This is a genomic window from Bryobacter aggregatus MPL3 (genome assembly GCF_000702445.1).
In the GTDB taxonomy this organism is placed as follows: domain Bacteria; phylum Acidobacteriota; class Terriglobia; order Bryobacterales; family Bryobacteraceae; genus Bryobacter; species Bryobacter aggregatus.
Window position 1 is genome coordinate 3107932 of record NZ_JNIF01000003.1, and the last position, 26675, is coordinate 3134606.

A 26675-nucleotide genomic window follows, 5' to 3' on the forward strand; every position below is an offset into this window, starting at 1 on the left:
TTTATCATAAGCAAGATGAGCTCTGAAAAGTTGAATGAGGAAGCAGTCTTAACTGAGATTTTGACCTTGCCAGGCTGGAAACTGATCTTTGGCGGGAAACTTCTGAGAACCTACGAGTTCGATGGCTTTGTCGAAGCCTTCGGTTTTTTGACGAGTGTTGCCCTGCTGGCGCAGCGCATGAATCACCATCCCGAGTTTCGCTGCGTCTATAACAAGACCGAGTTTATTCTGATGTCCAACGACGTCGGCGGACTGACGGAACGGGATTTCAAAATGGCGCGTGAGATTGACAAGCTTGCGGAGAAAGTGAAGAAGTAAATGAAGAAACTGCTACTGTTGGCGATGGCCGGGGTGCTGGCGGGTCAGGAAATCCCGCAGCTGAATGCGGTGATTGAAGCCGCAGTAGCAAAAGGTGAGATCCCAGGCGCCGTCTGCATCGTCGGGTACCGGGACCGCATCCTCCACCGCAAGGCCTATGGCCAGCGCGCACTCGTTCCCACTCGCGAGGCGATGACCCTCGATACGATCTTTGACGCCGCCAGCCTCACCAAGGTGGTTGCCACCACCAGTGCGATGCTGCGTTTGATCGAAGATGGCAAGGTCCGGCTCAACGATCGGGTGACGGCCTATCTGCCTGAATTCCAAGGCGGCAAGAGTGAGATCACGGTCCGGCAACTGATGACCCACTACTCCGGTCTTCGGCCCGATCTCGATCTCGATCCCGCCTGGAGCGGCTATGATCTCGGCATTCAGAAGGCGCTCATCGACAAGCCAACTGGCGAGCCGGGTGTGAAGTTTGTCTACAGCGACATCAATTTCATCCTGCTTGGCGAGATCGTGCGCCGCGTGAGCGGGCAGCCGCTGAATGTGTTCGCAAAAGAACGGATCTTCCAGCCACTGGAGATGAATGACAGCGGCTATCTGCCGGATGCCTCGCTGCTCTCCCGGATTGCTCCCACGGAGACGCCGCTTCGGGGTGTTGTCCATGACGAGACCACGCGCTTTATGGGCGGTGTGGCGGGGCACGCGGGCTTGTTTACAACGGCCGACGACTTGTCGAAATTCGCACGCATGTATTTGCGCAAAGGCGAGCCGCTCTTCTCGCCACTGATGATTGCCCAGGCCACCCGGCCGCAGTCTCCGGCGAATCTGCCTGCCTTGCGCGGCTTGGGCTGGGATATCGATACGCCCTTTTCCGGCAATCGTGGCGATCTCTATCCGATCGGCTCTTTCGGGCATACCGGGTTCACCGGAACCAGCCTCTGGATTGACCCCTCCACTGAAAGTTACGTCATCCTGATGTCCAACGCGGTGCATCCCAAGCGTGGAAGCGTCATCACCCCTTTACGCGGCCGGGTGGCGAGTGTGGCCGCAGCTTATGTCAGCCGGAATTTCTCGGCTGCCGCCATGCAAAAAGAAAAAGTGACCTTGTCTGGCCTGGACCGTTTGGTGGAAGAGAAATTTCGCAGCTTGGCCGGAAAACGTGTGGGTTTAATCACAAATCACACCGGGCTGTCGCGCGATGGCCAACGAAATATCGATTTGATGCTTCGTGGCGGTGTCCAATTGCAGTCTTTGTTCAGTCCCGAGCATGGAATTCTCGGAAAGTTGGACGACGAAAAAGTGGTGGACTCGCGAGATCCCGTCTCCAAGCTACCCGTCCATAGTCTCTACTATGACGAGCGGCGCAAGCCGAATGCCGCGAATCTCAAAGGGATCGATACCCTCGTCTTTGATATTCAAGATATGGGTGCGCGCTTCTACACCTACGGTTGCACGATGAAGAATGCGATGGAAGTCGCCGCGCAGTTGAATATTGAATTTGTCGTACTGGATCGGCCAAATCCAGTGACTGGCGAACACGTTGAAGGTCCGATGATTGACGATGCGGAAATGAGCTTTGTGGGCTGCCTGCCCATTCCTGTGCGGCACGGGTTCACGATGGGGGAGTTGGCGCGCTTTGCCAACGATACACTTTCCAAGAAGGCGAAGCTCACCGTGGTGCCGATGAGTGGCTGGCGGCGGAGTGATTGGTTTGACCAGACGGGCTTGCCCTGGGTCAATCCCTCCCCCAATATGACCAGCCTGACGCAGGCCACACTCTACCCCGGGATTGCTATGTTGGAGTTCTCCAAGAATCTATCGGTCGGGCGGGGAACTGCCGCTCCTTTTGAACAGGTGGGCGCGCCCTGGATGGACGCAAACCTTGTAGCAGAGGCTTTGAATCGCATGGCGATTCCAGGAGTCCGGGTCTATCCGACAAGTTTCGAACCCCAATCCAGCTACTATGCCGGTCAAAAGGTGAACGGTGTGCGCTTCTTACTCACCAATCGGGATGAGTTTGATGCCACCTTCCTTGGCTTGAGCCTGATGGAAACCCTGCAACGCCTTTACCCCAAGCACCTCGACCTATGGGTCAATCGAAAACTCATTGGGAGTGCGGATACGATTCGCCGCCTCACCCAGGGAGAGACGGCGTCAATCGTGCGGAAGTCGATGGACTCGACTTTGCGCAAGTTCCTGGACAAGCGTCAGCAGTATCTGATCTACCCCTAAGCTTTCGTAGCGAATCGTGAGGTCGGAGCCTCTTCCGCATCCGAATCGTCCAGATCGGGCGAATCGGAGTCGGACGTGCCGCGTTTTCTGGCCTCAGCCAACCATGTGGGGGGACGGCCCCGACGTCGGCCACGGCCTTCGACGAGCCTCTCGAGCGTCAGAATAGCTTCCTCAATTGAGGCCCGCTCCCGCCGCAAATCTTCCAAAATTTTCATCAAGTCCACGGATACAGCCTCCGCAAAAAATTAGCTGCCGTCACGCCTTCTCCAGAGAAGCGCGTAACCAAGCTTATTGCTGTTATATCGGATTATTGGCTTTGATACAAGAGGCTTGTTCTGAAAATAGAACAGAATCTTAGTCGCCAAAAAGTTACATCTTTTTTTGACGGCTCCAGTACCAGTAAAACGGAATTCCTGCCGCAATGAGCGTCAATCCAATCATAGATTCTCGTGGTTGATCCTTTAGAGTGAAGAAGATAAGCAGCATTGCAGCCATCACAAACAGCCCCGGTACCACCGGATAACCTAGGGTTTTGTACGGGCGGGGAAGATCAGGTCTTTTGTGGCGGAGGACGATCACGCTCGCTGCCGTCATGCCGTAAAGAATCCAGCTCGCAAAGATCACGCAAGCCGCCAGCTGGTCATATTGACCCGAAAAAACCAGTACCGAACTCCACAGACTCAGCCACAACATCGACTGGGCGGGCGAACGGTAGGTTGGGTGAACTTCTGCGATTTTCTTAAAGAAAAGGCCATCTTTGGCCATCGCGTAAGGAACTCGCCCCCCGGACAGAATACTGCCATTCAGCGCCGAGAAAATCGAGATCATGGCGGCTACCGAAACCCAGTTTGCCCCTGTGTTTCCAAAGAGTTTGCGCATCATCTCGGCCGGCACGCGGTCGCTGGCAGCCACCTCGGCGCTGGTCAGAACATAGAAGTAGGCGGTGTTGGCAAGCAGATAGATCGCCATGACCCCCAGCGTGCCGAAAATCAGGGCCAGCGGCAGGTTCCGCTGGGGATTCTTGATCTCGCTGGACACCATGCTGACGTTGTTCCAGCCATCGTAGGCCCACAGGATGGCCACCAGCGCGACAAAGAAACCGCTGGCTCCCCCGGGTTGAGGCATCACGGAGGTGGTGAAGTTGACGCTGGAACCCTGAGAAGAAAATAGTCCTAGGAGTACGATGCCGAGTAACAGGCCAACTTTTGCGATCGTCACTGCAATTTGCAGTTGTCCGCCTGCTTTAACACCGAAATAGTTCACGCCAGCGAGGAATAAAATCACTCCCATAGCGGCCAACTGCCCCAGCTTTAGCTCCAGGTGAGCCCCGTTTGGACCCAGTGGAAGGGGCACTGTAGCGAAGGTCTGTTCCAGAATCGGAACAAAGTTCGACAGATAGATGAGGAAGCCGCTCGCCAGAGTCGCAATCGAGCCCGATTTGGCCACCCAGAACTGAGTCCAGCCGTAAATGAATGCAAAGAAAGGGCCATAGGCTTCCCGAAGGTACACATACTCGCCTCCGGCTTCCGGCATCATGGAAGACAATTCCGCATAGGTCAGAGCCCCGGCCAGGCTGAGAATCCCGCCGACAATCCAGACCAGCGTCACCCAGTCTGGGGACCCGGTTGCGATTACCGCACGTTTGGGAACAACAAAGACACCGCTTCCGATTACGGTGCCAACCACGATCGCTGCCGCACCCCAAAGACCGAGGTCGCGGCGAAGCGTAAATTTTTCAGACATGTAAGCGTTTCTCTCTCTCTGTAACGAGGTAGCTGGCCGCGAGGGCGACAAGGAAGGTGATGGAGCTTCCGATCAGGACGTACCAGGTCCAGGCGATCGAGGTGTAGAACTTTACGTAGATCGAGATGGCCAGCCCGCAGCTCATGCCGATCATGGCGGCGCGCTCGCCCGTCCGCTTGGTGAGCAGACCCAGCAGGAAGACGCCGAGCAAGGCGCCATAGATGATGGAGGCAATGCCCAGCCCGGCCTCCAGGACGCTCTCGATACTGCGGGCGAGGAGTGCGATTCCCAAGAGGATGGCGCACCAGAGAACGGTCATTTTCTTGGCAAGGCTCAGATACTGCGAGTCACTACGCTGCACCTTGTCGGCCGGTTTGATGAAGTCCATCACGGTGGTAGAGGCCAGGGCATTCAAGGCGGCGCTCAGATTGCTCATAGCCGCGGCGAGAATGGCGGCAATCACCAGTCCACTGACCCCGTGCGGGAGAAAATCCCAGATGAACTTCGGATAAATCCGATCCCGGGGCTCCGGAGGGGGCAGATTGGCGTCCTGATAGTAGACCCAGAGCATGACGCCGATCACCAGAAACAAGGTGAACTGGAAGAGAATCACAAACCAGCTCGAGAACAGAGCCAGCCGGGCCTCCCGCTCGTTCTTGGCGGAAAGGAGTCGCTGCACCATCAGTTGTTCGGTGCCATGCGAGGCCGTCGTCAAGAAGCAGCCACCCAGTACACCTGCCCAGAACGAGTACGTTTTAGCAAAGAAAGCCGGTGTCATCGACACTGCGAAATCAAAGACTTGGAACTTATGGGCGGCGCGGCCCAACTCCGCGACATGGTCCCAGCCCCCTGGAATCTGCTGGAGAATGACGAAAACGCTGAGGATCGCGCCGGCGACATAGAGACACATTTGAATGACATCCGTCCATATGACAGCGGTCATTCCTCCCTCGAAGGTATAGAACAGGGTGAGGCTGACAATGGCGAGTGCGCTCAGGAGTTCGCCGGTGCCGAGCACGATGGAGACCACAATCGAGATGGCGAAGACCCGGACCCCCTCGGCCAGCGCGCGCAGCCCGAGAAAAGATCCAGCCGTCAGCTTGCGGATATTGGGCCCAAAGCGGCGCAGCATCAGTTCGTAGGCGGTGAACATTTCTCCGCGGAAATATTGTGGAAGGAAGAGTACGCTGATGATGATGCGCGCCAGAAGATAGCCGAAAACGACCTGGAGGAAGCCAAAGTTGCCGTTGAAGCTGATGGCGGGCGTGCCAATGACGGTCAGGGTGGAGGTTTCCGCCGAGACGATGGAGAAGGCAATGGCCCACCACGGCGCGTCTCTTCCTCCGAGGAAGTAGTCTTTCAATGTCTTTTGGCTCTCGCGAAAACGATAGCCAAATGCTGTGATACCGATAAGGTAAGCGAGGATGACACCGTAATCGAGCCAACGCATCTCGCTCATGCTACCACCAAGCCTGCGTGGAAGGCCTGTCATTGCAGGCCCGGAAACAAAATCCACCTTGCTGGTGTCGAATGGACGCGGGGAGTTCTGTTATACTCCCCAAAAGATTCCGAGACCTGCAATACTTGCCTTGTGGACCGGGTACGGCAGGGGTTCCGGAAACCAAAAAGATTACTAGCGTATCGTCTTTCTCAGGAGGCTGGGGCCAGTGAAATTATTCACTCATTCCTTTCGTAAAATGATTCTCGGCGGCGTCTTCGCCGGCATGCTCGTGTCGACTTCGACGCTCGGTGCTCAGGCACCGCAGAAGAACTGGAAGGATACAGCAGAGTATGAGTTGTATGTTCAGTTCACCAAAGCTGCCACGCCAGATCAGCAGTTGCAACTGCTGAACCAGTGGAAGGAAAAGTATCCTGACTCCGAGTTCAAGCTGGACCGTGCTACCGGCTATATCGTCATCTACAACAAGAAGAATGACGCTGCGGGCCTTTACCAGGCTTGCAAAGACGTTCTTGCTCTCGATCCCAAGAACTTCCAGGCTCTCTACTTCATCACCATCCTCACGATGAGCATGAACAAGCAGGATGCGGAGAGTTTAGACCTCGGCGCCAAGTCTGCGAATGGACTGATTGCGGAACTGGATGCGAATTATGCTCCGGCCAAGAAGCCTGCTGGTGCAACGGATGCCCAGTGGAAGCAGCAGCGCAACGATCTTGAAGCGCAGGCGCTCAAGACGCTGGGGTGGATCGCACAGCAGAAGAAGGATTATGCCGGTGCGGAGAAGTACTTCGTCAAGGGTCTCGAATTGAGCCCCGGCACTGCCGAGCTCAGCTATCTGCTGGGTACGGTCATCGTGCAGCAGAAGGACCCCAAGCGCCAGGCTGAGGCGATGTGGCACTTTGCCCGCGCCGGCAATCTGGAAGGCCCAGGTGCGATGGATCCCACGCGCAAAGGACAGGTCGCCAAGTATTTTGAGCGTGTTTACACCGCCTATGCTGGCGATGACAAGGCAGAAATGGCAGCGATCATCGACAAGGCGAAAGCCAGCCCGATGCCGCCTGCTGACTTCAAGTTGGAAAACAAAGAAGAAAAGATGGCGAAGAACGAAGAAAAGTTCAAGTCTGAAAACCCGATGCTCTTCCAGTACATGAACCTCAAGAAGGCTCTTCTCGCTCCCGATGGCGATACCTATTGGAACAATGCGAAGGATGCCGAGCTTCCCACCTTTAAGGGCAAGCTGGTGAGCGCCAAGCCGGAAACGAACCCGAAGGAACTTGTCCTGGCGGTGGAAACTGCAGACCAGCCGGAAGTCACCCTGGTTCTCGACAAGGCTCTGCGCGGCAAGGCAGACCCGGGAACCGAGATCGAGTTCACGGGCGTCGCCAAGGAATACACGAAGGACCCGTTCAGCCTGAAGCTGGAAGTCGACAATGAAAAGGCCGACAAGCTGAAGGGCTGGCCTGTCTCCGCGCCTGCGCCGAAGGCCGCGCCGAAGAAGCCCGCCGTCACCAAGAAGACCGTTAAGAAGTAGACGGTACGTCAATCGCAAAAACGCCCGGTAGCCGCAAGGCCGCCGGGCGTTTTGCATTAGACCATCTGCAGGCGCCGCACCTCGATTGCATTCAGCGTCAGCCGGATGCTGGTGTCCAGCGGGACCACTCCAGATACCGTGAGATCGGCAAACGCAGCACTGGGCCGGACATAGGCAAGGGCCATCGGGCGGACGTTCTTGCAGTACTGCTCCTGGATCGATTCGGGAGTCCGGCCGCGCTCGGTCACGTCGCGCCGGAGACGGCGGCGGAAGCACTCCTCATCGTTGGTTTCGACATAGACCCGCAAGTCCAGGAGATTGCGGAGTTCTTCCCAATACAGGCTGAACAGGCCCTCAATGAGAATGATCGGGCGGGGGGCAACCGGTTCCGTATCCTCCAGGCGGGAATGGGTGACAAAGCTATAGCGGGGTTGCTCGATGGCCAGGCCATTTTTCAGACTCTCGATATCCTTGATCAACAGCTTCGCGTCGAGCGTATCCGGGTGGTCAAAGTTAAAGTTTGAGCGTTCTGGCTCTTCGATATGCGAGCGGTCGTTGTAGTAGTGATCGAGCGCAAAGAGCAGCGCATCCTCATGGAGTTGGCGGGCGAGTCCGCGCGCAAGTTCTGTTTTGCCCGAACAACTCGGGCCCGCAATACCGACAAGAAGAGGAGACATCCTTATTGAGTTTGCCCCATTCCCATCAGGCGGTCATGAGCCTGTGTGGGGATGATTTTCCAGTTTCCTGAGGCCTGCGTGGGGAAGCGCTTCTTCTGGGTGTAGTACTCGATGATCAGGTCGCGAATCGCGTCATTGGACTGCCAGAGGATCTTGGCGCCCTTGAACATGTCATAGCCCGCGCTTCCGGCCGCGCGATAGTTGTTGATCGCAATCGTCAGAGGTTGGGTATCCGCCAGCGGCTGCCCTTTGTAGCGCAGATTCACGATGCGCTGCCCGACGGGCTTGCGCAAATCGATCTCGTAGCTGACGCCCTCGGCCATGTCGAAATTGAAGCCCATGAAGCTGCGGTCAATCAACTCGCCGGTATTGCATTGGGGTGTGGGGCAAGTGAGAAAGTAACGCGAGGCGTTCTCCAGGGCTGTGCGCACCATCTTGCCGGTGCCCTCGATCTTATAGAGCGTATTGTCGTAAACATAGAGCGCCGCCGCTTCTCGCACCGTCACCGGACCTTTGTGTACCACCAGGCGCGGGTTAAAGAGCGCACTGAAGGACACGTCGGCCTTCGTATAGTGCAGTTGTACTTCTTGAATGGCGTCGATCAGCGCCGAATCCTCAAAGCGCCCATGGGCGGCGCTGAGTTCGACATCGGCCTCGGCAATGGGCGTGGCCAGAAACTGCTCGGCCGCCTCGTGATAGGGCTTGGCGAGCGCGAGGATATTCTCATCGGCCGGGGTCTCGGCCGTCACTTTGATCAGGTGGCTATGGCGCGAAGCGAGTTGCCACTTTCCGGCGGCGTTCTTGGTGAACTCGAAGTCGAGCCGTGTGAGGCTGCCGCCGTAGTTCTTCGGTTGGGTTAGGAGCGTATCGCCATGGAAGATCTCCGCCACCTCGCTATGGCTATGTCCAAAAACAACGGCGTTGACTCCAGGCACCTCGGCGGCCTGCCAGGAGAAGTTCTCGCTGCTGTTCGGGCCGCCTTGCTTGTCGATGCCGCTGTGCGCGCAAACGATGACGAGATCGGGGGCTGGTTCCCCCAGATCTTCACCAGCCGCTGTAGGGCAACGGTTGCGTGCTCCCAGGAATAGCCGCGATAGTTTTCCGGCTTCTCCCAGGTGGGGATCGCCGGTGTGGTCAAGCCAACAATGGCAACCCGGACGCCCTGGATGGTCTTCTCAAGATAAGGGACGAAGGGCTTGGTGTTGGGGCCGCTGGCGATCGTATTCGCACTCAGCCAGGGGAAGCGGGCCACGCGGCGGGCGGCATTCAGATTGTCGAGGCCGTAATTGAACTCGTGATTGCCCACCGTCATCGCGTCGTAATGCATCGCGTTCATGACGAGCATCATCGGGTCGATGCTCAGGGAGCGGGCCGGGATTGTGACTTGCGGCGGCAGTTTTCCCGTGCTGCGGAAGGTCTGGTACACGCTTTCAAGCGGAGAGCCCTGGATGGTGTCGCCTGCGTCGATCAGGAGTGCGTCGGGGCTCTGTTTGCGTTCGGCGGCCACCAGGGTGGCGATCTTGGCCACTCCATAATTGGCGGGCGTCTGGGTGAAATAGTCATAAGGGTAAATGTGACCGTGGAGGTCGGTCGTTGCCAGGATGGATATCTTCGCTGTTTGTGCTGAAAGCGTGAGAGCTAGGAGAAAAACTGCAGTCCCGATATAATTCATGGTGATGAAGAGTTCGTTTGTTTTGGCGCTTGTAAGCGCGTCCTCGTTACTGATGCTCGCACAGACGCCGCCCGCCGCGGCTCCCAAGAAGACGGCGCCGGTTGCCGCTCCTGTGAAGAAAACGGCTGCTCCGGTTGCCAAAAAGACGGTCGAGCCGCCTCCGCCTCCTCGTCCCGATGGCTTGTATGTGACTTTGTACTTGTCGCATGGAGGCAAGCCGGTAGGAAAGATTGTCGGGAAGTTATTCGAGAAGGAATCGCCGGTGACGGTGCGGAACTTTGTCGACTTGGCGATGGGCAAGAAGATGTGGACCAACCCGAAAAACGGTGTGAAATCGATGAAGCCGCTTTATACGGGGCTCACCTTCCATCGCGTGATTCCGGACTTCATGATCCAGGGCGGCGACCCGAACGGCGATGGAAGCGGTGGTACGGAACCGATCGTCGATGAGTTCTACCCGACGCTCAGCTTCGACCGGCCCGGCCTGTTTGCGATGGCAAATGCAGGTCCGCGCACCGGTTCCTGCCAGTTCTTCATCACCGAGAAGCCGACGCCGTGGCTGAACGGAAAGCACACGATCTTCGGAGAAGTGGTGGAGGGGATGGACCTTGAGACCTCGCTCGCCCGTGTTGCGCGCGATCAGAGCAATAAGCCCACCGAGCCGATTGTCATGACGCGTGTTGTGATTACGCGTTATCCGCTGGGGCAGCCCATCTGGCCTGCTGCGCCGAAGCCTGCTGTGGCCCCGGCGAAGAAGACACCGGTCAAAACGGCAACGCCTGCGAAGAAAGCTGCCTAGTTCAGCTTGTAGAGAATGAATCCGTTGGAATGGCCTGTCCTGGTGACAGGCCATTCGCTTTGATGGGCTTCGATATCTTTGGCGAGCCGCCCGTCTTGACCGATCAGCAACCAGCGAATGCCTTCGGCCTTCACTGCGAGGATGGCCTGCTGGCGAAGTTGCGCCGGCGGATCGATGTCGCCCACTTCGGGGTCGTACTTCTTGCCGTTTGCCGTTAGTTGGAGCCGTGCCGACCATTGGTCATGCGTCATATCGACCACGATTTCAGCGCTCGGCTTCTCCAGATGTACGGTGATGGCCATGCCCGGCGTCATGCGTTGGTAACTGCTCCAACGGGTGGCCGGGTTCTGGTCGAAGGCTTGCGCGGTGTCCCAGTTTCCATGGGTCGCCGTGGCGGTACCGGCCGGGCTCATGCTCGTGATCGACCAATTGTCGTCGCTCTTCTCCTGCGTGGCGGTCTGCGTAATCGTGAAGTCCGTGACGCTTTCGCTGAGCTGAAAACGATGCCGCCAGGTGGGGGCAAACGCTTCGCTGAAGGGCACCGCAAGTGCGAAATCGGCGCGTGTCCCCTTGGCGCTCTCATAGGGCACCAGCGCATCGCGAAGATGATAGGCCCGCTGGATGCTGGGCTCCGTAAAGACCAACTCTCCTGCGGGAACTTGCGCCTGCAAGAGAAGGCCAGGGTCATAGTCGGACATGTGGGCGCGCAGGAAGTCGGCTTCCGGCCGGTGCCGCAAGGCATGCTGCAACGGGTACTCATAGATACGCCAGGCATAAGGGTTGGCGTAGTAGGGAATCACGCTCGGCCAGGAGAGGACCAGGTGCACGGCGCCTGCTGCCATCAGGATCTTCGGAAAGTGGGTCAGGTTCAGTAGGAAGAAGGGAAGGGCAGGGATGAGGAAGCGCGCCCCGGTGTTGAGCGGATAAACTGCCAAAAATACGCTGGCCGCCAGGAGCAGACGCCTGGACTCCGGTTTCCGCCACGCCAGATAGGCGAGCGGAAGAATCAGGTAGAACGGACCCAGAAGCCCGCTAAGCCGGAAGCCATCAAAGAGCAGAGTTTTCGGAATTTGATCCCAGCTCACCTCGTTGAAATGGCGAAGCGCTTGCGCATAGCCGGTCATGCGGTCCACGGTGAAATAAGGATTCGGGAAGATCGAGTTTGCAAACGGTGCGAATGGATTGCCATAGACGATCGCATTCTTGATGAGCCACGGCGCAATGGTTGCCACAAAGACGGCGCTGGCGATCAGGCAGTTCCGCCACCTTGCTTGTGTATAGAACAAGAGGATGAGAAGGAGAATCCCGATCGCGGCTCCGCCGGTCATCTTGATGTTGTAAGCAAAACCGGCCAGCAGCGCCGCAAACACTAAATGCCGTGTGTCCTTCGATGCCAGATAGATCTCTATTACAAGCAGCATGCCCAGCAGCGTGGTGGCCAGTGCAACATCCACATAAGCACTGACGCCGGTTTTTGCGACAACAGGCGTCACTGCAAAGAGGATGCCCGCAAGAGCACCTGCCTGCGGATGCCCCAGCCGTGCGCCATAGGCAGCGAAGCCGAGCGGAATCAAAATCAGAAATCCAAAATGGACCAGTGCCGCTGCAGAGTGGGCCCCAAAGGAGAAGGCCATCAGGTAGAGGATTTCTGCACCTTGTGGCAGCGCGGCGTAGAGACTTTCCCGGAAAGGCAGAAAGCGATGGGCGGCATCAAAACGCGCAAGCAACGCATTGTGATAATTTGTGCCATCCGGACTCACCTCAGGTGCCATCGCATTCACGCCAAAGTAGACAAAGAACGGCAGCGCCACCAGGAGCCAGGGCGAGAGACGGAACTGCGGCCTTTCCCAGGCGGGCCAACTCGCGAGGATGATTCCAATCCCGAGAATCAGAAACACCGTCTGCGTCGCCAGGCCCAGCAGCGCAATGGCAAACAGGATTGGACTGAGTAAGGCGGATCCACAAACAAAGCGAAGAAAGAAGTTCTCAACATTGTTAGGGCCGCGCCATACAATCGCTCCCAGACAAACGGCAGTGAGGAGCGTGAACACAGCTCCAAATAAGATCGGCCAGACGGTAGTCAAACGGTGATTGTCTCAGAGATCAGCGCTTAGTCCTCAAACGGGATCTCAAAATAGAAAATCTCCTGGCTCGTGCTGGAATCAACCAGCCCGTTGACATACACTTTTGCCGTCGTGCGATGCCGGACGTTGAAGTAGAAAAAGCCGCTGGCCGATTCTCCTGCTGCAATCATCCGCGCGGCAAAGGCACGCCCTTCAATCTCAGCAGCCATCAGCGGATTCTTCTTCTTGCGGGTTGGGAACGGCAGCGGCTTCGGGCCCAGATTCGGCGCCGAAGGCCCGCCAGCCGCCGAGCCCACTTCATCGGCGCGCAACGCATGCACCTTGCCCAGCCCCGGTACGATGTACTCCACCTGCAGCGGACTCACGCGCAGCGCCGCCTTGCGGTTGTTCTTGATCACCACCAGCACGGGCAGCACTTCGTACTTATTCGGGTCCACTTTGCCAAAGGCTTTGAGCGCTTTTTCATTGGTGTCAAACGCCTCGACGCCGATAGTGACCTGATCCAGCGTTATCTTAGATTTCATATCCTCGACGGCGGGAGCCCGGAATGTTTCACCGACAGCAAAAGCGCTGGGGGCCGCCGTTATACTCGAAAGCACGACGAATTCTCTGCGAGTCAAGTTCACCTACCTTCTGATCCGGCTGGCTGCCATCGCTGCCCTGCCATTCCTTCTACTGTATGCGGCCTGGCGTTGCCTACGGCAACCTGCCTATTTTTCCGGAATGCGGGAGCGTTTGGGCTGGCTGCCTGCTAACATTCCCTCGACGAAGCCCGGCGGAATTTGGTTGCATGCAGTGAGTGTGGGAGAGGTGATCAGCATCGTGCCGCTCCTGAAGACGCTCCGTGCGGCTCTGCCGGATACGCCGCTTTTCGTCAGCACCTCCACGCTGACGGGCCGGGCACTGGCCGTAACGCGCCTCGCCGGACTCTGCGACGGCGTTTTCTTTGCGCCGCTCGATTCTCCTTTCGCGGTGCGGCGTGTGATCCGGCGTCTTGCCCCCGCGCTGATCATCAATCTCGAAACTGAGATCTGGCCCAACTGGATTCGTGAGGCCAAGCGCAGCGGCGCGATGTGGGCGCAGGTGAATGCCCGTGTATCTGATAAGGCATGGCCCAAGTATGAGCGGCTCGCCTGGTTGTTCCAGGCTGTCCTGCCGCAGATTGATTTTCTCGCCGCGCAAAGCGAGACCGACGCCTCGCGCTTCTGTGCGCTGGGTTTCGACAAGCAGATCACCCTCGCCGGCAATCTGAAGTTCGACGTTGAGGGCAACGCCAAGGCGGCGCCCGAGGATGTTGTCGCCTGGATCCGCCGCGATCCCCGGCCTCTGTGGATTGCGGCCTCCACCACCGCGCTTGGTGACATCGATGAAGACGACGGCGTTCTCGATACCTGGCTTGCGCTGCGGGGGCAAGTGCGATTGCTGCTCGCGCCCAGAAAGCCGGAGCGCTTCGATGTGGTTGCCGAAAAGCTCAGCGCGCGCGGTATCTCGTTTGCGCGCCGCACTGCGCTTACCGATGCCGATGTCTTGCTGCTCGATTCCATCGGCGAACTGGCCAGTCTGATTGCCTTCGCCAAAGTCGTCTTCGTCGGCGGCACCTTCAACGCCACCGAAGGACACAACATCCTCGAGCCCGCGGGTTTCGGCGTGCCGATTCTAATTGGCCCACGCATGGCGAACTTCGCCGCGATTCGCGATCGTTTTGCTGCCGCCGATGCGGTCTATACCGTCAAGCAGATTCCCGATTTGCCGGCCGCCTTGCAATGGGCGCTCACCGAGGGAGCAGCGATGGGCGAACGCGGACGTGCTGTCGCGGAAAGCATGCGCGGCGTCGCGGCCCGCCTCACGCCAGCCCTCGTCGCACTGTTGTCGCAAGGGGTTCCTCGCCGCCAAGGAGCGCTCTTTGCGCTGCGCCGCTTGTTCGCAGGACCTTGGCGGCGGATCTCCCAACGCACCCTCCTCGCCCAAAAACTTCCTGTACCGGTCCTCTCGGTGGGCAATCTGAGCATGGGAGGCACCGGCAAAACTCCCGTCGTGCTGGCGCTGGCAGCCCACTTCCACGCGAGCGGTAAAAGGGTCGGCATCCTCACCCGCGGCTACGGCAGAGCGAGCCATGCCGACCAGATCCTGTTGCCCGGCGAGCAGATCGACCAGCGGGCAAGCGGCGACGAAGCCGCGCTCTTCATCGAGCAGGGCCGCTACGCCGTCGGCATCGGTGCAGACCGTTACCGGGTCGGCCTGCAACTCCTCGCCCGCACGCCGCTCGACATTCTTCTGCTCGACGACGGCTTCCAGCACCGGCGCTTGCACCGCGATTTCGATCTTCTCGTCGTCGACGCGCTGAACCCCGTGGCCGGTGGCGAAGTCCCTCCGGCAGGCTGGCTCCGCGAACCGCTCTCGGGTGCCCAACGGGCGGACGCGATCGTGCTCACCCGTGGCCGCCGCGGCGTCACCGATACGGGCCTCGAACAGCTTTTCGGCCAGCCCCTCTCCCGCGCAGAAGTTGTCGAAACGCTCGACGAACTGCCCGCCACCGGCCGGCGAATCGCCTTCTGCGGCATCGGCAACCCGGCTGGTTTCCGGCAAAGTCTCGATCGCGCCGGGATGCGCGAGGTCGAACTCATCGTTTTTGCCGATCACCACCGCTACAGCGAAGCCGATCTCGCGGAATTGCAAAAAAAAGGCGAAGTCTGGATCACCACAGCCAAAGATGCCGTAAAGCTCCCAGGCCGCCGCGGCCTCTTTGTTTTGCGCCAACGATTGCAGCTGCATGACGATCTGTTACATCGCCTCCCCGTCCCCTGAAGTTTGCAAACACTAACAAAGGGGCTGAATCGGAGAACGAACACCATAAACCTCGGTTATACTTATAGTTTCCGATGCCGAACTCGAGCCTTTCCACGAGTCCGACGGGGACCAAGAAGATTATTCTTCTCTCTCCCAGAGGATTCTGCGCAGGAGTTGTCCGCGCGATAGATGTAGTGAAAATCGCACTGGACCTTTATGGCGCGCCCATTTATGTCCGCAAAGAGATCGTGCACAACCGTCATGTCGTTGACGAATTGCGCGAAGCGGGTGCCATTTTTGTTGATGAGTTAGCCGAGGTCCCTGGTGGATCGCGGGTGATTTTCTCTGCGCATGGCGTTTCTCCCGCCGTTCGTAAGGAAGCGCTCGAACGCAAGCTGAACGTCATCGACGCCACCTGCCCCCTCGTCACGAAGGTGCATCTTGAAGCCGTCCGTTTTGCTCGCAAGGGCTATTCGATCGTGCTGGTGGGCCACTCCAATCACGACGAAGTGATTGGCACCATGGGCGAAGCCCCCGATTGCACCCATCTGGTCGAACACCCCGAGGACGTCGCCAAGCTCGACCTCCCCGATCCCAATAAGATCGTCTTCCTCACCCAAACCACCTTGTCTCTCGACGAGACGCGCGACATCATCGCCGCTCTCAAGGAACGCTATCCGGCCATTGATGGCCCCGGTGCGCAGGACATCTGCTACGCCACAGAGAACCGCCAGATCGCCGTCAAGGCCGTCGCTCCTCTCTGTGAGTTGTTGCTCGTCGTTGGCAGCCAGAACTCCTCAAACTCCCGGCGTCTGGTCGAAGTCTGCGAGAAGTCCGGCGTCCCGGCCTACCTTGTCGACGACCGCTCGGAAGTGCGGCCCGAGTGGCTGGTGGGTGTCAATAACGTATCGATCACTGCCGGTGCCAGCGCGCCGGAAAACCTGGTCGAAGAGTTGCTCGCCTTTTTGCGTGACGAACACGGCTTCGGCGAAATGGTTGAGATGGAGATCAAGGAAGAAGATGTACGTTTCACCCTCCCATCGGAATTGAGCGAGGGTGCGATGCGGTTGCATACGATCTCGAACGCCAATCCGGTGGGGCCGCGTCCATGAGTCCCCAACTGCAGGTCGCGGATCCGGTGACAGCGAGCGCAGTCGGAGCAGTACGCAAGGCATGTAACTTTATGCTCCGGCGGCAGCATAAAGAAGGTTTCTGGTGGGAAGATCTCACCGCCGACACCACACTTGAGTCCGACTATATTCTCTTCCAGCTCTGGCTCCACCGTGTTGAGAATGGTGTCTGGAATCCCCCCAATCGCGATGTGATCGATCGCGCGGTTGCCTCGATTCTTTCCCGGCAACTGGAAGACGGCGGCTTTAATATTTATCCGCAAGGCCCCTCTCAGATCTCTGCTTGTTGCAAGGCCTATTTTTCCCTCAAAGTTGCTGGCATCCCTGCTACCGATGAGCGCATGCTCCGTCTGCGGGATCGCATTCTCGCTCTCGGCGGCTTGCAGGCCGCCAACAGCTACACCAAGCTGAATCTCAGCTTCTTCGGCCTCTATCCGCGCGATTGTGTTCCTACCGTGCCGCCGGAAGTCATGCTGCTCGGCAACTTCATCTATGAGATGTCCAGTTGGTCCAGGGCGATTGTCATCCCTCTGTCGATTATCGCGGCCAATGACGAAGTCTGTCCCGTGCCCACTGGCTTTACGCTCGAAGAGTTGATGAAGCCTGGCGTCAGCCTCGACTTCCGTCCGGCAGACAAATTCTGGTCGCTCAAGAATCTCTTCTTCACGGCCGACAGCTTCCTCAAGCTGTACCAGAAATCGCCGCTCAAATCCTTATTGCGGCCCATGTCGATCAAGCGTTGCGAAAACTGGATGCTCGAGCGTCTCGAACACTCCGACGGTCTCGCGGCCATCTATCCGCCCATGATGTATACCGTCATGGCCATGGATGTGCTCGGCTACGCAAAGAACGATCCGCGCCGCGTCAACGCACTGAATCATTTCGACGATCTGATGGTTGACGACGACGCCAAAGGCTTCTACTTCCAGCCCTGCTTCTCGGTCGTCTGGGATACGGCGATTGCCGCCTATGCGATGGCCGAAGTCGCGGCCAGTCCTGCCAATGTCGATCTCCAACCTGCGCTGAGCCGCAGCGCCGACTGGCTCCTCACCAAAGAGTGCCGCCGCAAGGGCGATTGGGCGATCAAGCGTCCCAACCTCGAACCCTCCGGTTGGTACTTCGAGTTCGCCAACGAATTTTATCCCGACATCGACGACACCGCGATGGTGCTGATCGGTCTCGATAAGGCCCAGGCCACCAATAAGACAGCGCAGGAAGCCTCCGCCCGTCGCGCCGTCAACTGGCTGATTGGCATGCAGAGCAAGGATGGCGGTTGGGCTGCCTTTGATGCGGACAACAACTGGGAATTTCTCAGCGATGTTCCCTTCGCCGATCACAACGCGATGCTCGATCCGTCCTGCCCCGATATTACCGGTCGTGTGCTCGACGCCTTGACCCGTTACGGAATCGGCTCCAACCACCCGGCCGTTCGGCGCGGCATCGACTACCTGATCAAGTCTCAGGAGAACGACGGAAGCTGGTACGGCCGCTGGGGAGTCGACTATATCTATGGCACCTTCCTCGCCCTCAAGGGTTTGAAGCAGGCCGGTGTCAGCGACCGCGAAGTTTACGTCCTGCGAGCCGGCGAATGGCTCCGTTCCATCCAGAACGCTGACGGGGGCTGGGGTGAATCCTGCGCCAGCTACGACGACCACTATTATGTCGGCGGCCCTTCTACAGCCAGCCAGACGGCATGGGCTGTCATGGGGCTGATGGCCGGCGGCGACACCACCAGCGAAAGTCTCCGTAAGGGTATTGAGTATCTCATTGATACCCAACTCCAGGACGGAAACTGGAGCGAAGAATTAGCAACGGGAACCGGCTTCCCAAAAGTCTTCTATATGACGTATCACATGTATCGCAATGCCTTCCCCATGATGGCGCTCGCGATGTATCTGAATCGAGGTAAGGAAACCCGATGAGTTTTACCGTTTCAACAATGGCCAGCTTGGCAACCTACATTGCCAAGAACAAGTTCAGCCCGAAGCCGGAGTGGCAGAAGACGGTGAAGACGGAGTACGATTCCTCGAATCCTTTCCGCATCATTCACACGCGCTTCGGTGAGAATCCGGACAAGAAACCACACCCGCTGATCAACAAGCGCTTCCCGCTGGTTCTCCAGTTGGAGCCCTTGCACGCTTGCAATCTCACCTGCACCGGCTGTGGCCGCATCCGGGAATACGAGTCCACAATCACCCAGCAGTTGTCTCTCGAGCAGTGCCTCAAGGCCTCCGACGAGTGCAATGCGCCCGTGGTCGCCATCTGCGGTGGTGAGCCGATGCTCTACGCCCAGTTGCCGCAATTGGTGGAAGCGCTGATCGCACGTGGCCGTCTGGTCATCCTCTGCACCAATGGCATGTTCATCGCGAAGAAGCTGCACCAGTACAAGCCCCACGACAACCTCTTCTTCAATGTCCATCTCGATGGCATGGAGAAGAACCACGACATCGCTGTCGAGCGCGAAGGCGTCTTCAAGTTGGCGATGGAAGGCATCCGCGCCGCCAAGGCTGGTGGCTACAAGGTCTGCACCAACACAACGGTCTACAAAGAGACCGACATGAACGAACTGCTTGAGATGTTCGAAATGCTCCAGACCCTCAAGGTCGACGGACATAGCATCTCGCCCGCCTACGGCTACTCGGCGGTCAACGATCGCGAGATCTTCATGACCCGCGAAGACATCCTCGAAAAGTTCGCCGGCTTTAACAAGAAGTTCTCGAAGATCAAGTTCAACAACTCGCCGGTCTACCTCGAATTCCTCGAAGGCCAGCGCGATCTCCCCTGTACGGCCTGGGGCAACCCCACCTACAACATCAAAGGCTGGAAAGGCCCGTGCTACCTGATTACGGACGGCCACTACAACACCTTTGAAGAGCTCATGACCAAGACTCCCTGGGAGAACTACGGCCATGGTGCGGACCCGCGCTGCGACCATTGCATGGTCCACTGTGGCTACGAGCCTTCTGCTGCCATGGGGATCAACTCCAAGTGGCAGGACGCCTTCACCTATCTGGGCTGGATGATCAAGTAAGAGTGCCGCGAGCCCTGGTTACCGGCGCCACCGGTTTCGTAGGGTGGCACGTTGCAAAGCAGTTGCGAGAGCGCGGATGGGAAGTCCGCGCTCTTTCGCGTTCGTCAAAAATTCCCGAGTTGGATGTCGAAACCGTCCGGGGAGACTTGCGTGACGCCGCCTCTCTCACCGCAGCCGCCGCCGGCTGTGAACGCGTCTTCCACGTCGCGGCCGACTATCGCCTCTGGACCGCGAATCCCGCAGAGATGTACGCCTCAAACGTCGAAGGCACGCGCAATCTGATTGCCGCCTCTAAGAACGCTGAGCGCATCGTCTATTGCTCGACAGTGGGCGCTGTCGGCATGCGCAAAAATCTCATTGCCGACGAGGCCTCGCCGGTCTCGGTCGACGACATGAAAGGCCACTACAAGCGCTCCAAGTTCCTTGCCGAGCAAGTGGTAATGGAGGCAGGCCGCAAGGGTGTTCCGATCGTCATCGTCAATCCCACCACGCCAATTGGCGATCATGATTTCAAACCCACGCCCACCGGCAAGGTAATCGTTGATTTCCTTGCAGGCCGCATCCCGGCCTACATCGACACCGGATTGAACTACGTGGACGTCCAAGACGTTGCCGCAGGCCATCTTCTTGCCGCTGAGCGAGGCAGGGTCGGCGAGCGCTACATCCTCGGCAGCGAGAACCTCACGCTCAAGCAGATGCTGGACCGTCTGGCGATTCCCGCGGGCAAACCGGCACCCATCGTCCAGGTCCCCTACGCCCTGGCCTACGCCGCCGCGTTTTGCTCCACCACCTGGTCCAGGATTACGGGCCAACATCCCGGCATTCCGCTCGATGGCGTGCGCTATGCGCACATCAAGATGTGGGTGAGTCATCAGAAAGCGGCTACCGAACTCGGCTATGCGCCCAAGCCTGTAGACGACGCACTCCGCCGTGCCGTGGAATGGGTGCGCCATGGATAAAATTCTGGTGCTCTGCGCGATGGGGCTTGAAGCGAAGGCCGTCCCGGCGAGGTACCAAACCATCGTGACAGGCGTCGGCTTTCGCAACGCGCAGCGCAGTGCCGCCGAAGCGATCCAACGCTATCGTCCGGATCTGGTACTGTCCATCGGCACCTGCGGCGCCCTGGACCCTCGTCTCGAACTGGGTACTGTCCTCAGCCCTTCGGCGATCCTGTCGCCAATCGGCAACTTCAACTGTCTGCGTCTCGAGGCGCAGGACGCCGTGCTCTACTCGCAGGACCGCGTCGCGGTCACCGTCGCCGACAAGCGTGCCCTCCACGGCAAGGGTGCTTCGGTGGTGGACATGGAAGCCGCAGTCATCGCGCGAGAAGCCGCAAAGGCCGGCGTGCAGTTTGGCTGTTTGAAGGCCGTGAGCGATCTGGCCAGCGAAGATCTGCCACTGGATTTCAATTTGTATCGGGGACCGAACGGCGACTTCCGGAACTCCCGGATCGCATTTGCTGGCATCATGAAGATTGGGGCTCTCATGCGATTGCAACAACAATCGAAAATGGCAGCCCGGCAGCTCGGAGAAGCGATTGACCACGCTATCGCAAACATTACCTAACACCATGCGCGCGGCTGTGTACCGCGGAAAGCAAAAGGTTGAAATTGAAGAGATTCCTGTGCCGTCAATTGGGCCAGGTGAGATTCTCATTGAAGTCGAAGCCTGTGGCATCTGCCACACGGACTTGAAGAAGATCGAATACGGCTTGCTCGAGCCGCCACGCATCTTTGGCCACGAAACCGCGGGCCGCGTCGCCGCCATTGGCGAAGGTGTCACCAAGTTCGCGGTCGGCGACAAAGTGATCGCCTTCCACCACATTCCATGCAGTAAATGTTTTTATTGCGAGCGCAAGCTCTACGCCCAATGCGCCGGATATAAGACCGTTGGCATCACCGCTGGTTATGAAGCCGCCGGTGGCGGCTATGCGCAGTACGCTCGCGTCATGCCTTGGATCGTCGAACGTGGGGTTGAGAAGATCCCTGATGGTGTTTCTTTTGAGCAGGCCAGCTTTGTTGAACCGGTCAACACCTGCCACAAGGGCATCGAGCAGTCCGGCGTCCGCAAGGGCGATCTCGCGCTCGTGCTCGGCCAGGGTCCCATCGGATTGATCTTCACCATGCTGCTGAAGCACCGCGGTATCGACACGATCACAACAGACACCATGCCCACGCGCCGTGCAAAGTCTTTGCATTTCGGCGCCCTCCAGGCTCTCGATCCCTTGCAGGAAGACCTGCCCGCAGCCGCCAAGGCTGCCACCGAAGGCCGGGGTGCGGATGTTGTCTTCGTGGCAGCTAGCGCTCCTGGGATTGTCGAGCAGGCCATCCGTGCCACTCGTCCCGGGGCAACCATTGTTTTGTTTGCCCAGACTTCAGAAAAAGAGAGAATCGATATCTCTGGGGCCGACATCTGCAAAGATGAAAGAGTGCTGATGGGCGCTTATTCGGCTGACGTTGACTTGCAAGCGGAATCCGCTAGGCTGGTATTCTCAGGAGAGATCCCTGTCGCGGAGTTGGTGACCCATACTTTTCCGTTACCCCAGATCATTAAAGGCGTTCAACTCGCCACCCATCCGGATGCGGAATCACTGAAAATAGTGATACAGCCTCAGAGAGTCTAGAGAATAAGGACAGAGAAACAGAGCTTCGTGAAGAACGAGATGCTGGCAGCCGTCTTATACGGCAAGGAACACGTAGAGATCGAGAAAGTTGCTGTGCCCCAGTTAGGCGACGGTGATGTTCTGGTGCGTGTCCGTGCTGCGCTCACTTGCGGAACCGACGTCAAAGTATTTCACCGTGGCTACCACGCGCGCATGATTGTGCCGCCTGCTTTGTTTGGTCACGAGTTGGCTGGTGATGTTGTGGAAGTGGGCAAGAGCGTACGCGGATTCCGTCCTGGACAGCGCGTCGTCGCGGCAAACTCCGCACCCTGCGGCGAATGCTTCTATTGCAAGCGGCACAACGAGAATCTCTGCGAGAACCTTCTATTCAACAACGGCGCTTACGCCGAATTCATTCGGATCCCGTCGCGGATTGTAGAAAAGAACCTGTACGAGATCCCGGAGCATGTGGCCTATCAGGACGCGGCGCTTGTCGAACCTCTAGCCTGCGTCATCCGCGGCATCGATGAGACCGGCGTGAAGGCTGGCGACACGGTGGTCGTCATCGGCGTCGGGCCAATTGGCCTGATGTTTGTCCGCCTGCTGGCCTTGCGCAATTGCCGCGTGATTGCGGTAGGCCGCCGTCGGCCGCAGCTCGATCGGGCCGCGCAGTTAGGCGCGCATCTTACGCTTTCCACCAACGACGAGAAAGATATTGTTGCTGCCGTGCGCCGCGAAACCGCGGGCTACGGTGCCGATGTGGTGATTGAAGCCGTCGGTCTGCCAGAAACCTGGCAGCAGGCAATCCAGATGCTGCGCCGTGGCGGCGTGGCAAACTTCTTCGGTGGCTGCCCGGCCGACACGCAGGTTTGTCTCGACACGCAGTTGATGCACTATTCGGAGATCACCTGCACCGCCAGCTTCCACCACACGCCCGCCCATGTGCGCAAGGCGCTTGAAGCGGTGGTTGCCGGCTACATCACTGCTTATGATTTCGTGACGGGCGAGGAGCCCCTCAGCAATCTCAACGAAGTGCTGACGCACCAGTTGCACCAGAATGGCGCCGTCAAAACAGCCATCATTCCTTAGTCCAGCCGCGTTCGTACGCGATACGAACTCGATGGAGCGCCGCTGGAGCTACGAGGAATCGCTTGCCTACACGCGTTGGATCTCCACCAGCCACTACGAGAACTTCCACGTCGTCAGCTTCCTGCTGCCGCAGGAACTACACCAGGATTTCTATAACGTCTATGCCTTCTGCCGCTGGGCCGATGATCTGGGTGACGAGATCGGCGATGTCCAGGAGTCGCTGCGCCTCTTGCGCTGGTGGCGCGGCATGCCGGCCACCCATCCGGTCTTCATCGCGCTCCAGCCTACCATTGAGGCCCGGCGTCTGCCCCTCGATTGCTTCACCAATCTGATCACCGCCTTTGAGCACGATCAGATCGTCACGCGCTACCAGAACTGGGACGAAGTGCTCGCCTATTGCGTGAACTCGGCCAACCCCGTTGGCCGTCTGGTGCTTGCGCTGTGTGGCTATCACGATGAAGATCGTGCCCGTCTGAGCGACTTCACCTGTACCGGCCTGCAGTTGGCAAACTTCTGGCAGGACGTTCGGGTCGATGTCGGCAAGAGCCGCATCTATCTGCCGCTCGACCTGCTCGCCCGGCATGGCGTGACCGAAGCGGAAATCCTCAACCTCGAGCAAAGCCCGCGCTTTGAAGCCGCCATGCACGAAGCCGTGGCCTATGCGCGCACTTTCTTTGAGCGCGGCCTGCCGCTGATTCCCACCCTTGATGCCCGCTTGTCGCTCGACATCGAACTCTTCTCGCGCGGCGGCCAGGCCATCCTCGACAAGATCGCATCGCAAGGCTACCGTGTGCTCGAGGCGCGGCCCAAAATCACCAAGCCCGAAAGAGTGCTTCTCCTGCTCCAATGCCTCCTGCGCTGGAGCAAGAACCGGATAGCTGGCAAGCGGCCCGTGCCCGTACTCTCGAGCTATGAGCCAAGCCACCCGCCCCGTCTCAAACCCTGAGGCGATCATGATTCCGATCGACCCGATCGCCTATCTCAGCCAATACCTCCGCGACCATTGCGACGAAACCATCTCGCTTGACGACATGGCGCGCATCACCGGCTACAGCGCCTACCACCTGCAGCGCAAGTTCAAGGCGGCCCTCGGGGTCAGTCCCAAGCAATTCCAGGCGCGCTGCCGCATGGAGCGCATGAAGTCCGCTCTACGCCATAATCAGCCGGTCACCACCGCCCTCTACGAGGCCGGCTTCGGTTCCGCCAGCCGTCTCTATGAGCGTGTGGATAGCGACCTCGGCATGACGCCCGCGCAATACAAAGCGCGCGGGAAGGGAATCGAGATCTCCTATGTCATCCTCGGCACCGTGCTCGGCAAAATCCTGATCGCCGCCACCGATCGCGGCCTCTGCAGCCTGCAGCTGGCTGATCGCGAATCAGAACTGCGCGCCGCGCTCCAGCTCGAATTCCCCGCCGCGCAACTTACTGAAACCCTCGCCCCCTTCGTGTCGCCCTTAAAGGACTGGCAAGAGGCCATAGAAGCATTTGTCGCCGGAAAGACCCTCGCCGCCGGCCTCCCGATGGACATCCGCGCCACGGCCTTCCAGGCGACCGTATGGCAGTATCTGCAGACCATTCCCGCCGGTGAAACCCGTTCCTATGCGGAAGTCGCTGCCGGCATCGGACACCCCACCGCCACCCGCGCCGTTGCCCGCGCCTGCGCCTCCAACCCGGTGGCCCTTGCCATCCCCTGCCACCGCGTCATCCGCAACAATGGCGAACTCGGCGGCTATCGCTGGGGCCTCAATCGAAAGCAGCGCCTGCTCGAGCTGGAAGCGCGAGATACTGACACTAGACCCGCTTCCCCGTGATTTCTCTCTCCGACTCCTACGACTACTGCGTCCAAATTGCGCGCTCCCGCGCAAAGAACTTCTATTACTCCTTCCTCGTGCTGCCCAAGCCCAAGCGGCAGGCCATGTGCGCGGTCTATGCCTTCATGCGGGAGTGCGACGATTTGTCCGACGAGGCCGGCGCGACGCGTGGGGCCCTCGACCGCTGGCGCGAAGATCTCGACCGGGCCCTCGACGGCGACCTGCCCGCGCACCGCATCTGGCCGGCCTTTGCCGACACGGTGAACCGCTATCAGATCCCCCGTGCCTATCTGTACGACATGATCGAAGGCGTCACCAGCGACCTCAGCTTCACCCAGCCGCCAAGCTTCGACGACCTCTATCGCTATTGCTACCGTGTTGCTAGCGTGGTTGGGCTCACCATCACCCACATCTTCGGCTTTGAGCAACCCCGCACCCTCGAGATGGCCGAAAAGTGCGGCATCGCCTTCCAGTTGACCAACATCATCCGCGATGTCGGTGAGGATTCCGGCCTGGGCCGCTGCTATTTGCCGCTCGATCTGATGGAAAAGTACGGCGTGACACCCGCGGATCTGCAACAGCGCAGCGTCTCAGAACCCTTGCGCCTCTTGCTGCGCGATCTGGGCTCCCGCGCCCGCGCCTACTATGACTTCTCGCGGCCGATGATTGGCTTGGTCGGAAAGGATTCGCGCGGCAGCCTCTGGGCGCTGATCGAAATCTACTCGCGGCTCTTTGCGCGCATCGAAGCTTCCAATTTTGAAGTCCTGGCGGCGCGGCACCGGCTGCCCACCATCGAGAAATTGTGGATTGTGGTGCGGGCTACTCTTCCCACTTCGGGCTAGGGAAGGTCTTGGTGATGTGATCGTGCCAGGTGAGCTTCTCTTCGTCAAACAGGCACCAGGCCAGGCCCACACCGAGTGAGCAGAAGCTGACGATACTCACCAGCAAGCGCATCAGTCGCTCTTCCCGGCGAGGCCGCTGGCCATCAAAGTTCAGCAGACGCAGTTGCACAGCCGCCATGCCCGGGGAATCGCCATCGCCGATGGCCCAGAGCACCTTATAGAGCAGGGCGACAAAGATGGTGACTCCTGCATAGGCGCCCAGATCCAATTTGGCCAGCCCAAAGCTACCGCCGGCAAAGTAATAGATGCCAAGCAGAATGCCCACGCCGATTGCGATCATGGCCGCGTCATAGGCGGCGGCCATGGCCCGGTGTGCGGGCATCGCGACAGGAGCGTTGGTATAGACCACAGGCTCAATGCGGCGAGTCTCGACATGCTCTTCGGCAAAGGCAAGTTCTTTCTGCACCTCAGCCGATTGGCCTTCTTCAATGCCGAGCCGCTCGTTGTAGCGCTGCTTGGAGCGTGTTTTGGCGTTGCGATCGCTGGTCGAGCGCGCAATCTTGGCTGCCTCTGGCGAAATGGACTCAAACGGAATGACGCGTTTGGCTTCCTGTACCGGAAAAAGCCGGGATTGGATGGGTTGACGGGAGCGGTGATCCTCGGCGGCTAGATGCTCCTCAAGAATCTCGAGCTTGGGCGCGGCGCTGCCGTGGCTTTCCGGAACGAGGACAGGACCATGGCCGGACAGACGGCGCCCACAGAGTTGGCAGCGTAAGTCTTCGCTTGGATTGTCGCTACCGCAATAGCCGCACTTCATACGCCAAACCATTCCTTCCTCATCGGATTCTGAGTCCCCAGCCTT

23 protein-coding genes are annotated in these 26675 nt (G+C 58.7%); 15 read left to right on the forward strand and 8 right to left on the reverse strand.

Going from position 1 to position 26675, the window contains the following annotated elements; genetic code table 11:
- Window positions 1-15: 15 nt before the first annotated feature.
- Together M017_RS0114505 and M017_RS0114510 are read left to right on the forward strand one after the other, a co-directional pair.
- The gene (locus M017_RS0114505) at window positions 16-318 is read left to right on the forward strand and encodes a 4a-hydroxytetrahydrobiopterin dehydratase (RefSeq protein ID WP_031498815.1); all 303 of its coding nucleotides are present in this window, start codon (window positions 16-18) and stop codon (window positions 316-318) included.
- The gene (locus M017_RS0114510) at window positions 319-2556 is read left to right on the forward strand and encodes an exo-beta-N-acetylmuramidase NamZ domain-containing protein (RefSeq protein ID WP_031498816.1); all 2238 of its coding nucleotides are present in this window, start codon (window positions 319-321) and stop codon (window positions 2554-2556) included.
- A 369-nt stretch (window positions 2557-2925) separates the two neighbouring features.
- Here the strand turns inward: M017_RS0114510 and M017_RS0114520 are convergent, their stop codons facing one another.
- Together M017_RS0114520 and M017_RS0114525 are read right to left on the reverse strand one after the other, a co-directional pair.
- Window positions 2926-4299, reverse strand: a complete 1374-nt coding sequence (locus M017_RS0114520; RefSeq protein WP_031498818.1) for an APC family permease — start codon at window positions 4297-4299, stop codon at window positions 2926-2928.
- The gene (locus tag M017_RS0114525; RefSeq protein WP_051670101.1) at window positions 4292-5758 is read right to left on the reverse strand and encodes a sodium:solute symporter; all 1467 of its coding nucleotides are present in this window, start codon (window positions 5756-5758) and stop codon (window positions 4292-4294) included. Before M017_RS0114525 ends, M017_RS0114520 begins: the two co-directional genes overlap by 8 nt.
- A 208-nt stretch (window positions 5759-5966) precedes the next feature.
- Between M017_RS0114525 and M017_RS0114530 the strand changes: the two genes are divergently transcribed.
- Window positions 5967-7289, forward strand: a complete 1323-nt coding sequence (locus tag M017_RS0114530; protein ID WP_155121419.1) for a tetratricopeptide repeat protein — start codon at window positions 5967-5969, stop codon at window positions 7287-7289.
- A gap of 56 nt (window positions 7290-7345) precedes the next feature.
- On the opposite strand, the gene udk is transcribed toward M017_RS0114530, so the two are convergent.
- The 3 genes from udk to M017_RS0114545 are packed head-to-tail and all read right to left on the reverse strand — an operon-like array spanning window position 7346 to window position 9638.
- On the reverse strand, window positions 7346-7966 hold the full coding sequence (gene udk, locus M017_RS0114535; protein WP_031498821.1) for a uridine kinase: 621 nt from the start codon (window positions 7964-7966) through the stop codon (window positions 7346-7348).
- A 2-nt stretch (window positions 7967-7968) separates the two neighbouring features.
- A complete protein-coding gene (locus M017_RS0114540; protein ID WP_031498824.1) occupies window positions 7969-8856 on the reverse strand; it encodes a bifunctional metallophosphatase/5'-nucleotidase in 888 nt (295 codons plus the stop codon).
- Window positions 8823-9638, reverse strand: a complete 816-nt coding sequence (locus M017_RS0114545; RefSeq protein ID WP_031498825.1) for a bifunctional metallophosphatase/5'-nucleotidase — start codon at window positions 9636-9638, stop codon at window positions 8823-8825. Before M017_RS0114545 ends, M017_RS0114540 begins: the two co-directional genes overlap by 34 nt.
- 4 nt (window positions 9639-9642) lie before the next feature.
- Here M017_RS0114545 and M017_RS26685 point away from each other — a divergent pair, with 4 nt between their 5' ends.
- Window positions 9643-10437 carry a peptidylprolyl isomerase gene (locus M017_RS26685; RefSeq protein WP_238325898.1) on the forward strand — a complete coding sequence of 265 codons (795 nt, stop codon included), beginning with the start codon at window positions 9643-9645 and terminating at the stop codon, window positions 10435-10437.
- On the opposite strand, the gene M017_RS0114555 is transcribed toward M017_RS26685, so the two are convergent.
- Both M017_RS0114555 and M017_RS0114560 read right to left on the reverse strand, forming a co-directional pair.
- On the reverse strand, window positions 10434-12488 hold the full coding sequence (locus M017_RS0114555) for an ArnT family glycosyltransferase (RefSeq protein WP_162179931.1): 2055 nt from the start codon (window positions 12486-12488) through the stop codon (window positions 10434-10436). The two genes, M017_RS26685 and M017_RS0114555, sit on opposite strands and share 4 nt — an antisense overlap.
- A gap of 59 nt (window positions 12489-12547) precedes the next feature.
- Window positions 12548-13045: a hypothetical protein gene (locus M017_RS0114560; protein WP_031498829.1), complete on the reverse strand. Its 498-nt coding sequence runs from the start codon at window positions 13043-13045 to the stop codon at window positions 12548-12550.
- Window positions 13046-13244: 199 nt separating this feature from the next.
- Here M017_RS0114560 and lpxK point away from each other — a divergent pair, with 199 nt between their 5' ends.
- The 11 genes from lpxK (at window position 13245) to M017_RS0114615 (ending at window position 25813) form a co-directional block, all read left to right on the forward strand.
- Window positions 13245-15326 carry a tetraacyldisaccharide 4'-kinase gene (gene lpxK / locus M017_RS27745; RefSeq protein ID WP_051670103.1) on the forward strand — a complete coding sequence of 694 codons (2082 nt, stop codon included), beginning with the start codon at window positions 13245-13247 and terminating at the stop codon, window positions 15324-15326.
- 74 nt (window positions 15327-15400) lie between these two features.
- Window positions 15401-16420: a 4-hydroxy-3-methylbut-2-enyl diphosphate reductase gene (locus tag M017_RS0114570; RefSeq protein ID WP_031498831.1), complete on the forward strand. Its 1020-nt coding sequence runs from the start codon at window positions 15401-15403 to the stop codon at window positions 16418-16420.
- The gene (shc, locus tag M017_RS0114575; protein WP_035957816.1) at window positions 16417-18360 is read left to right on the forward strand and encodes a squalene--hopene cyclase; all 1944 of its coding nucleotides are present in this window, start codon (window positions 16417-16419) and stop codon (window positions 18358-18360) included. Before M017_RS0114570 ends, shc begins: the two co-directional genes overlap by 4 nt.
- Entirely contained in the window at window positions 18357-19469 is a 1113-nt protein-coding gene (gene hpnH, locus M017_RS0114580; protein WP_202901656.1) for an adenosyl-hopene transferase HpnH, read from the forward strand. Before shc ends, hpnH begins: the two co-directional genes overlap by 4 nt.
- Before the next feature lie 2 nt (window positions 19470-19471).
- Window positions 19472-20428, forward strand: coding sequence for a hopanoid-associated sugar epimerase (hpnA, locus tag M017_RS0114585; RefSeq protein ID WP_031498835.1), 957 nt, complete (start codon window positions 19472-19474; stop codon window positions 20426-20428).
- The gene (locus M017_RS0114590; protein ID WP_031498836.1) at window positions 20421-21035 is read left to right on the forward strand and encodes a phosphorylase family protein; all 615 of its coding nucleotides are present in this window, start codon (window positions 20421-20423) and stop codon (window positions 21033-21035) included. The genes hpnA and M017_RS0114590 overlap by 8 nt, the downstream gene beginning before the upstream one ends.
- A 4-nt stretch (window positions 21036-21039) precedes the next feature.
- A complete protein-coding gene (locus tag M017_RS0114595) occupies window positions 21040-22092 on the forward strand; it encodes an alcohol dehydrogenase catalytic domain-containing protein (RefSeq protein ID WP_051670107.1) in 1053 nt (350 codons plus the stop codon).
- Window positions 22093-22119: 27 nt separating this feature from the next.
- Complete coding sequence (locus M017_RS0114600) at window positions 22120-23160, forward strand: alcohol dehydrogenase catalytic domain-containing protein (protein ID WP_155121420.1); 1041 nt, start codon at window positions 22120-22122, stop codon at window positions 23158-23160.
- Between the two features lie 31 nt (window positions 23161-23191).
- The gene (gene hpnC, locus M017_RS0114605; protein WP_238325899.1) at window positions 23192-24106 is read left to right on the forward strand and encodes a squalene synthase HpnC; all 915 of its coding nucleotides are present in this window, start codon (window positions 23192-23194) and stop codon (window positions 24104-24106) included.
- 7 nt (window positions 24107-24113) lie between these two features.
- Window positions 24114-24971, forward strand: a complete 858-nt coding sequence (locus M017_RS0114610; RefSeq protein WP_035958380.1) for a bifunctional transcriptional activator/DNA repair enzyme AdaA — start codon at window positions 24114-24116, stop codon at window positions 24969-24971.
- Window positions 24968-25813: a phytoene/squalene synthase family protein gene (locus M017_RS0114615; protein WP_035957817.1), complete on the forward strand. Its 846-nt coding sequence runs from the start codon at window positions 24968-24970 to the stop codon at window positions 25811-25813. The genes M017_RS0114610 and M017_RS0114615 overlap by 4 nt, the downstream gene beginning before the upstream one ends.
- On the opposite strand, the gene M017_RS27750 is transcribed toward M017_RS0114615, so the two are convergent.
- The gene (locus M017_RS27750) at window positions 25791-26642 is read right to left on the reverse strand and encodes an RDD family protein (protein WP_080507779.1); all 852 of its coding nucleotides are present in this window, start codon (window positions 26640-26642) and stop codon (window positions 25791-25793) included. The genes M017_RS0114615 and M017_RS27750 overlap by 23 nt on opposite strands.
- Between the last annotated feature and the right edge of the window lie 33 nt (window positions 26643-26675).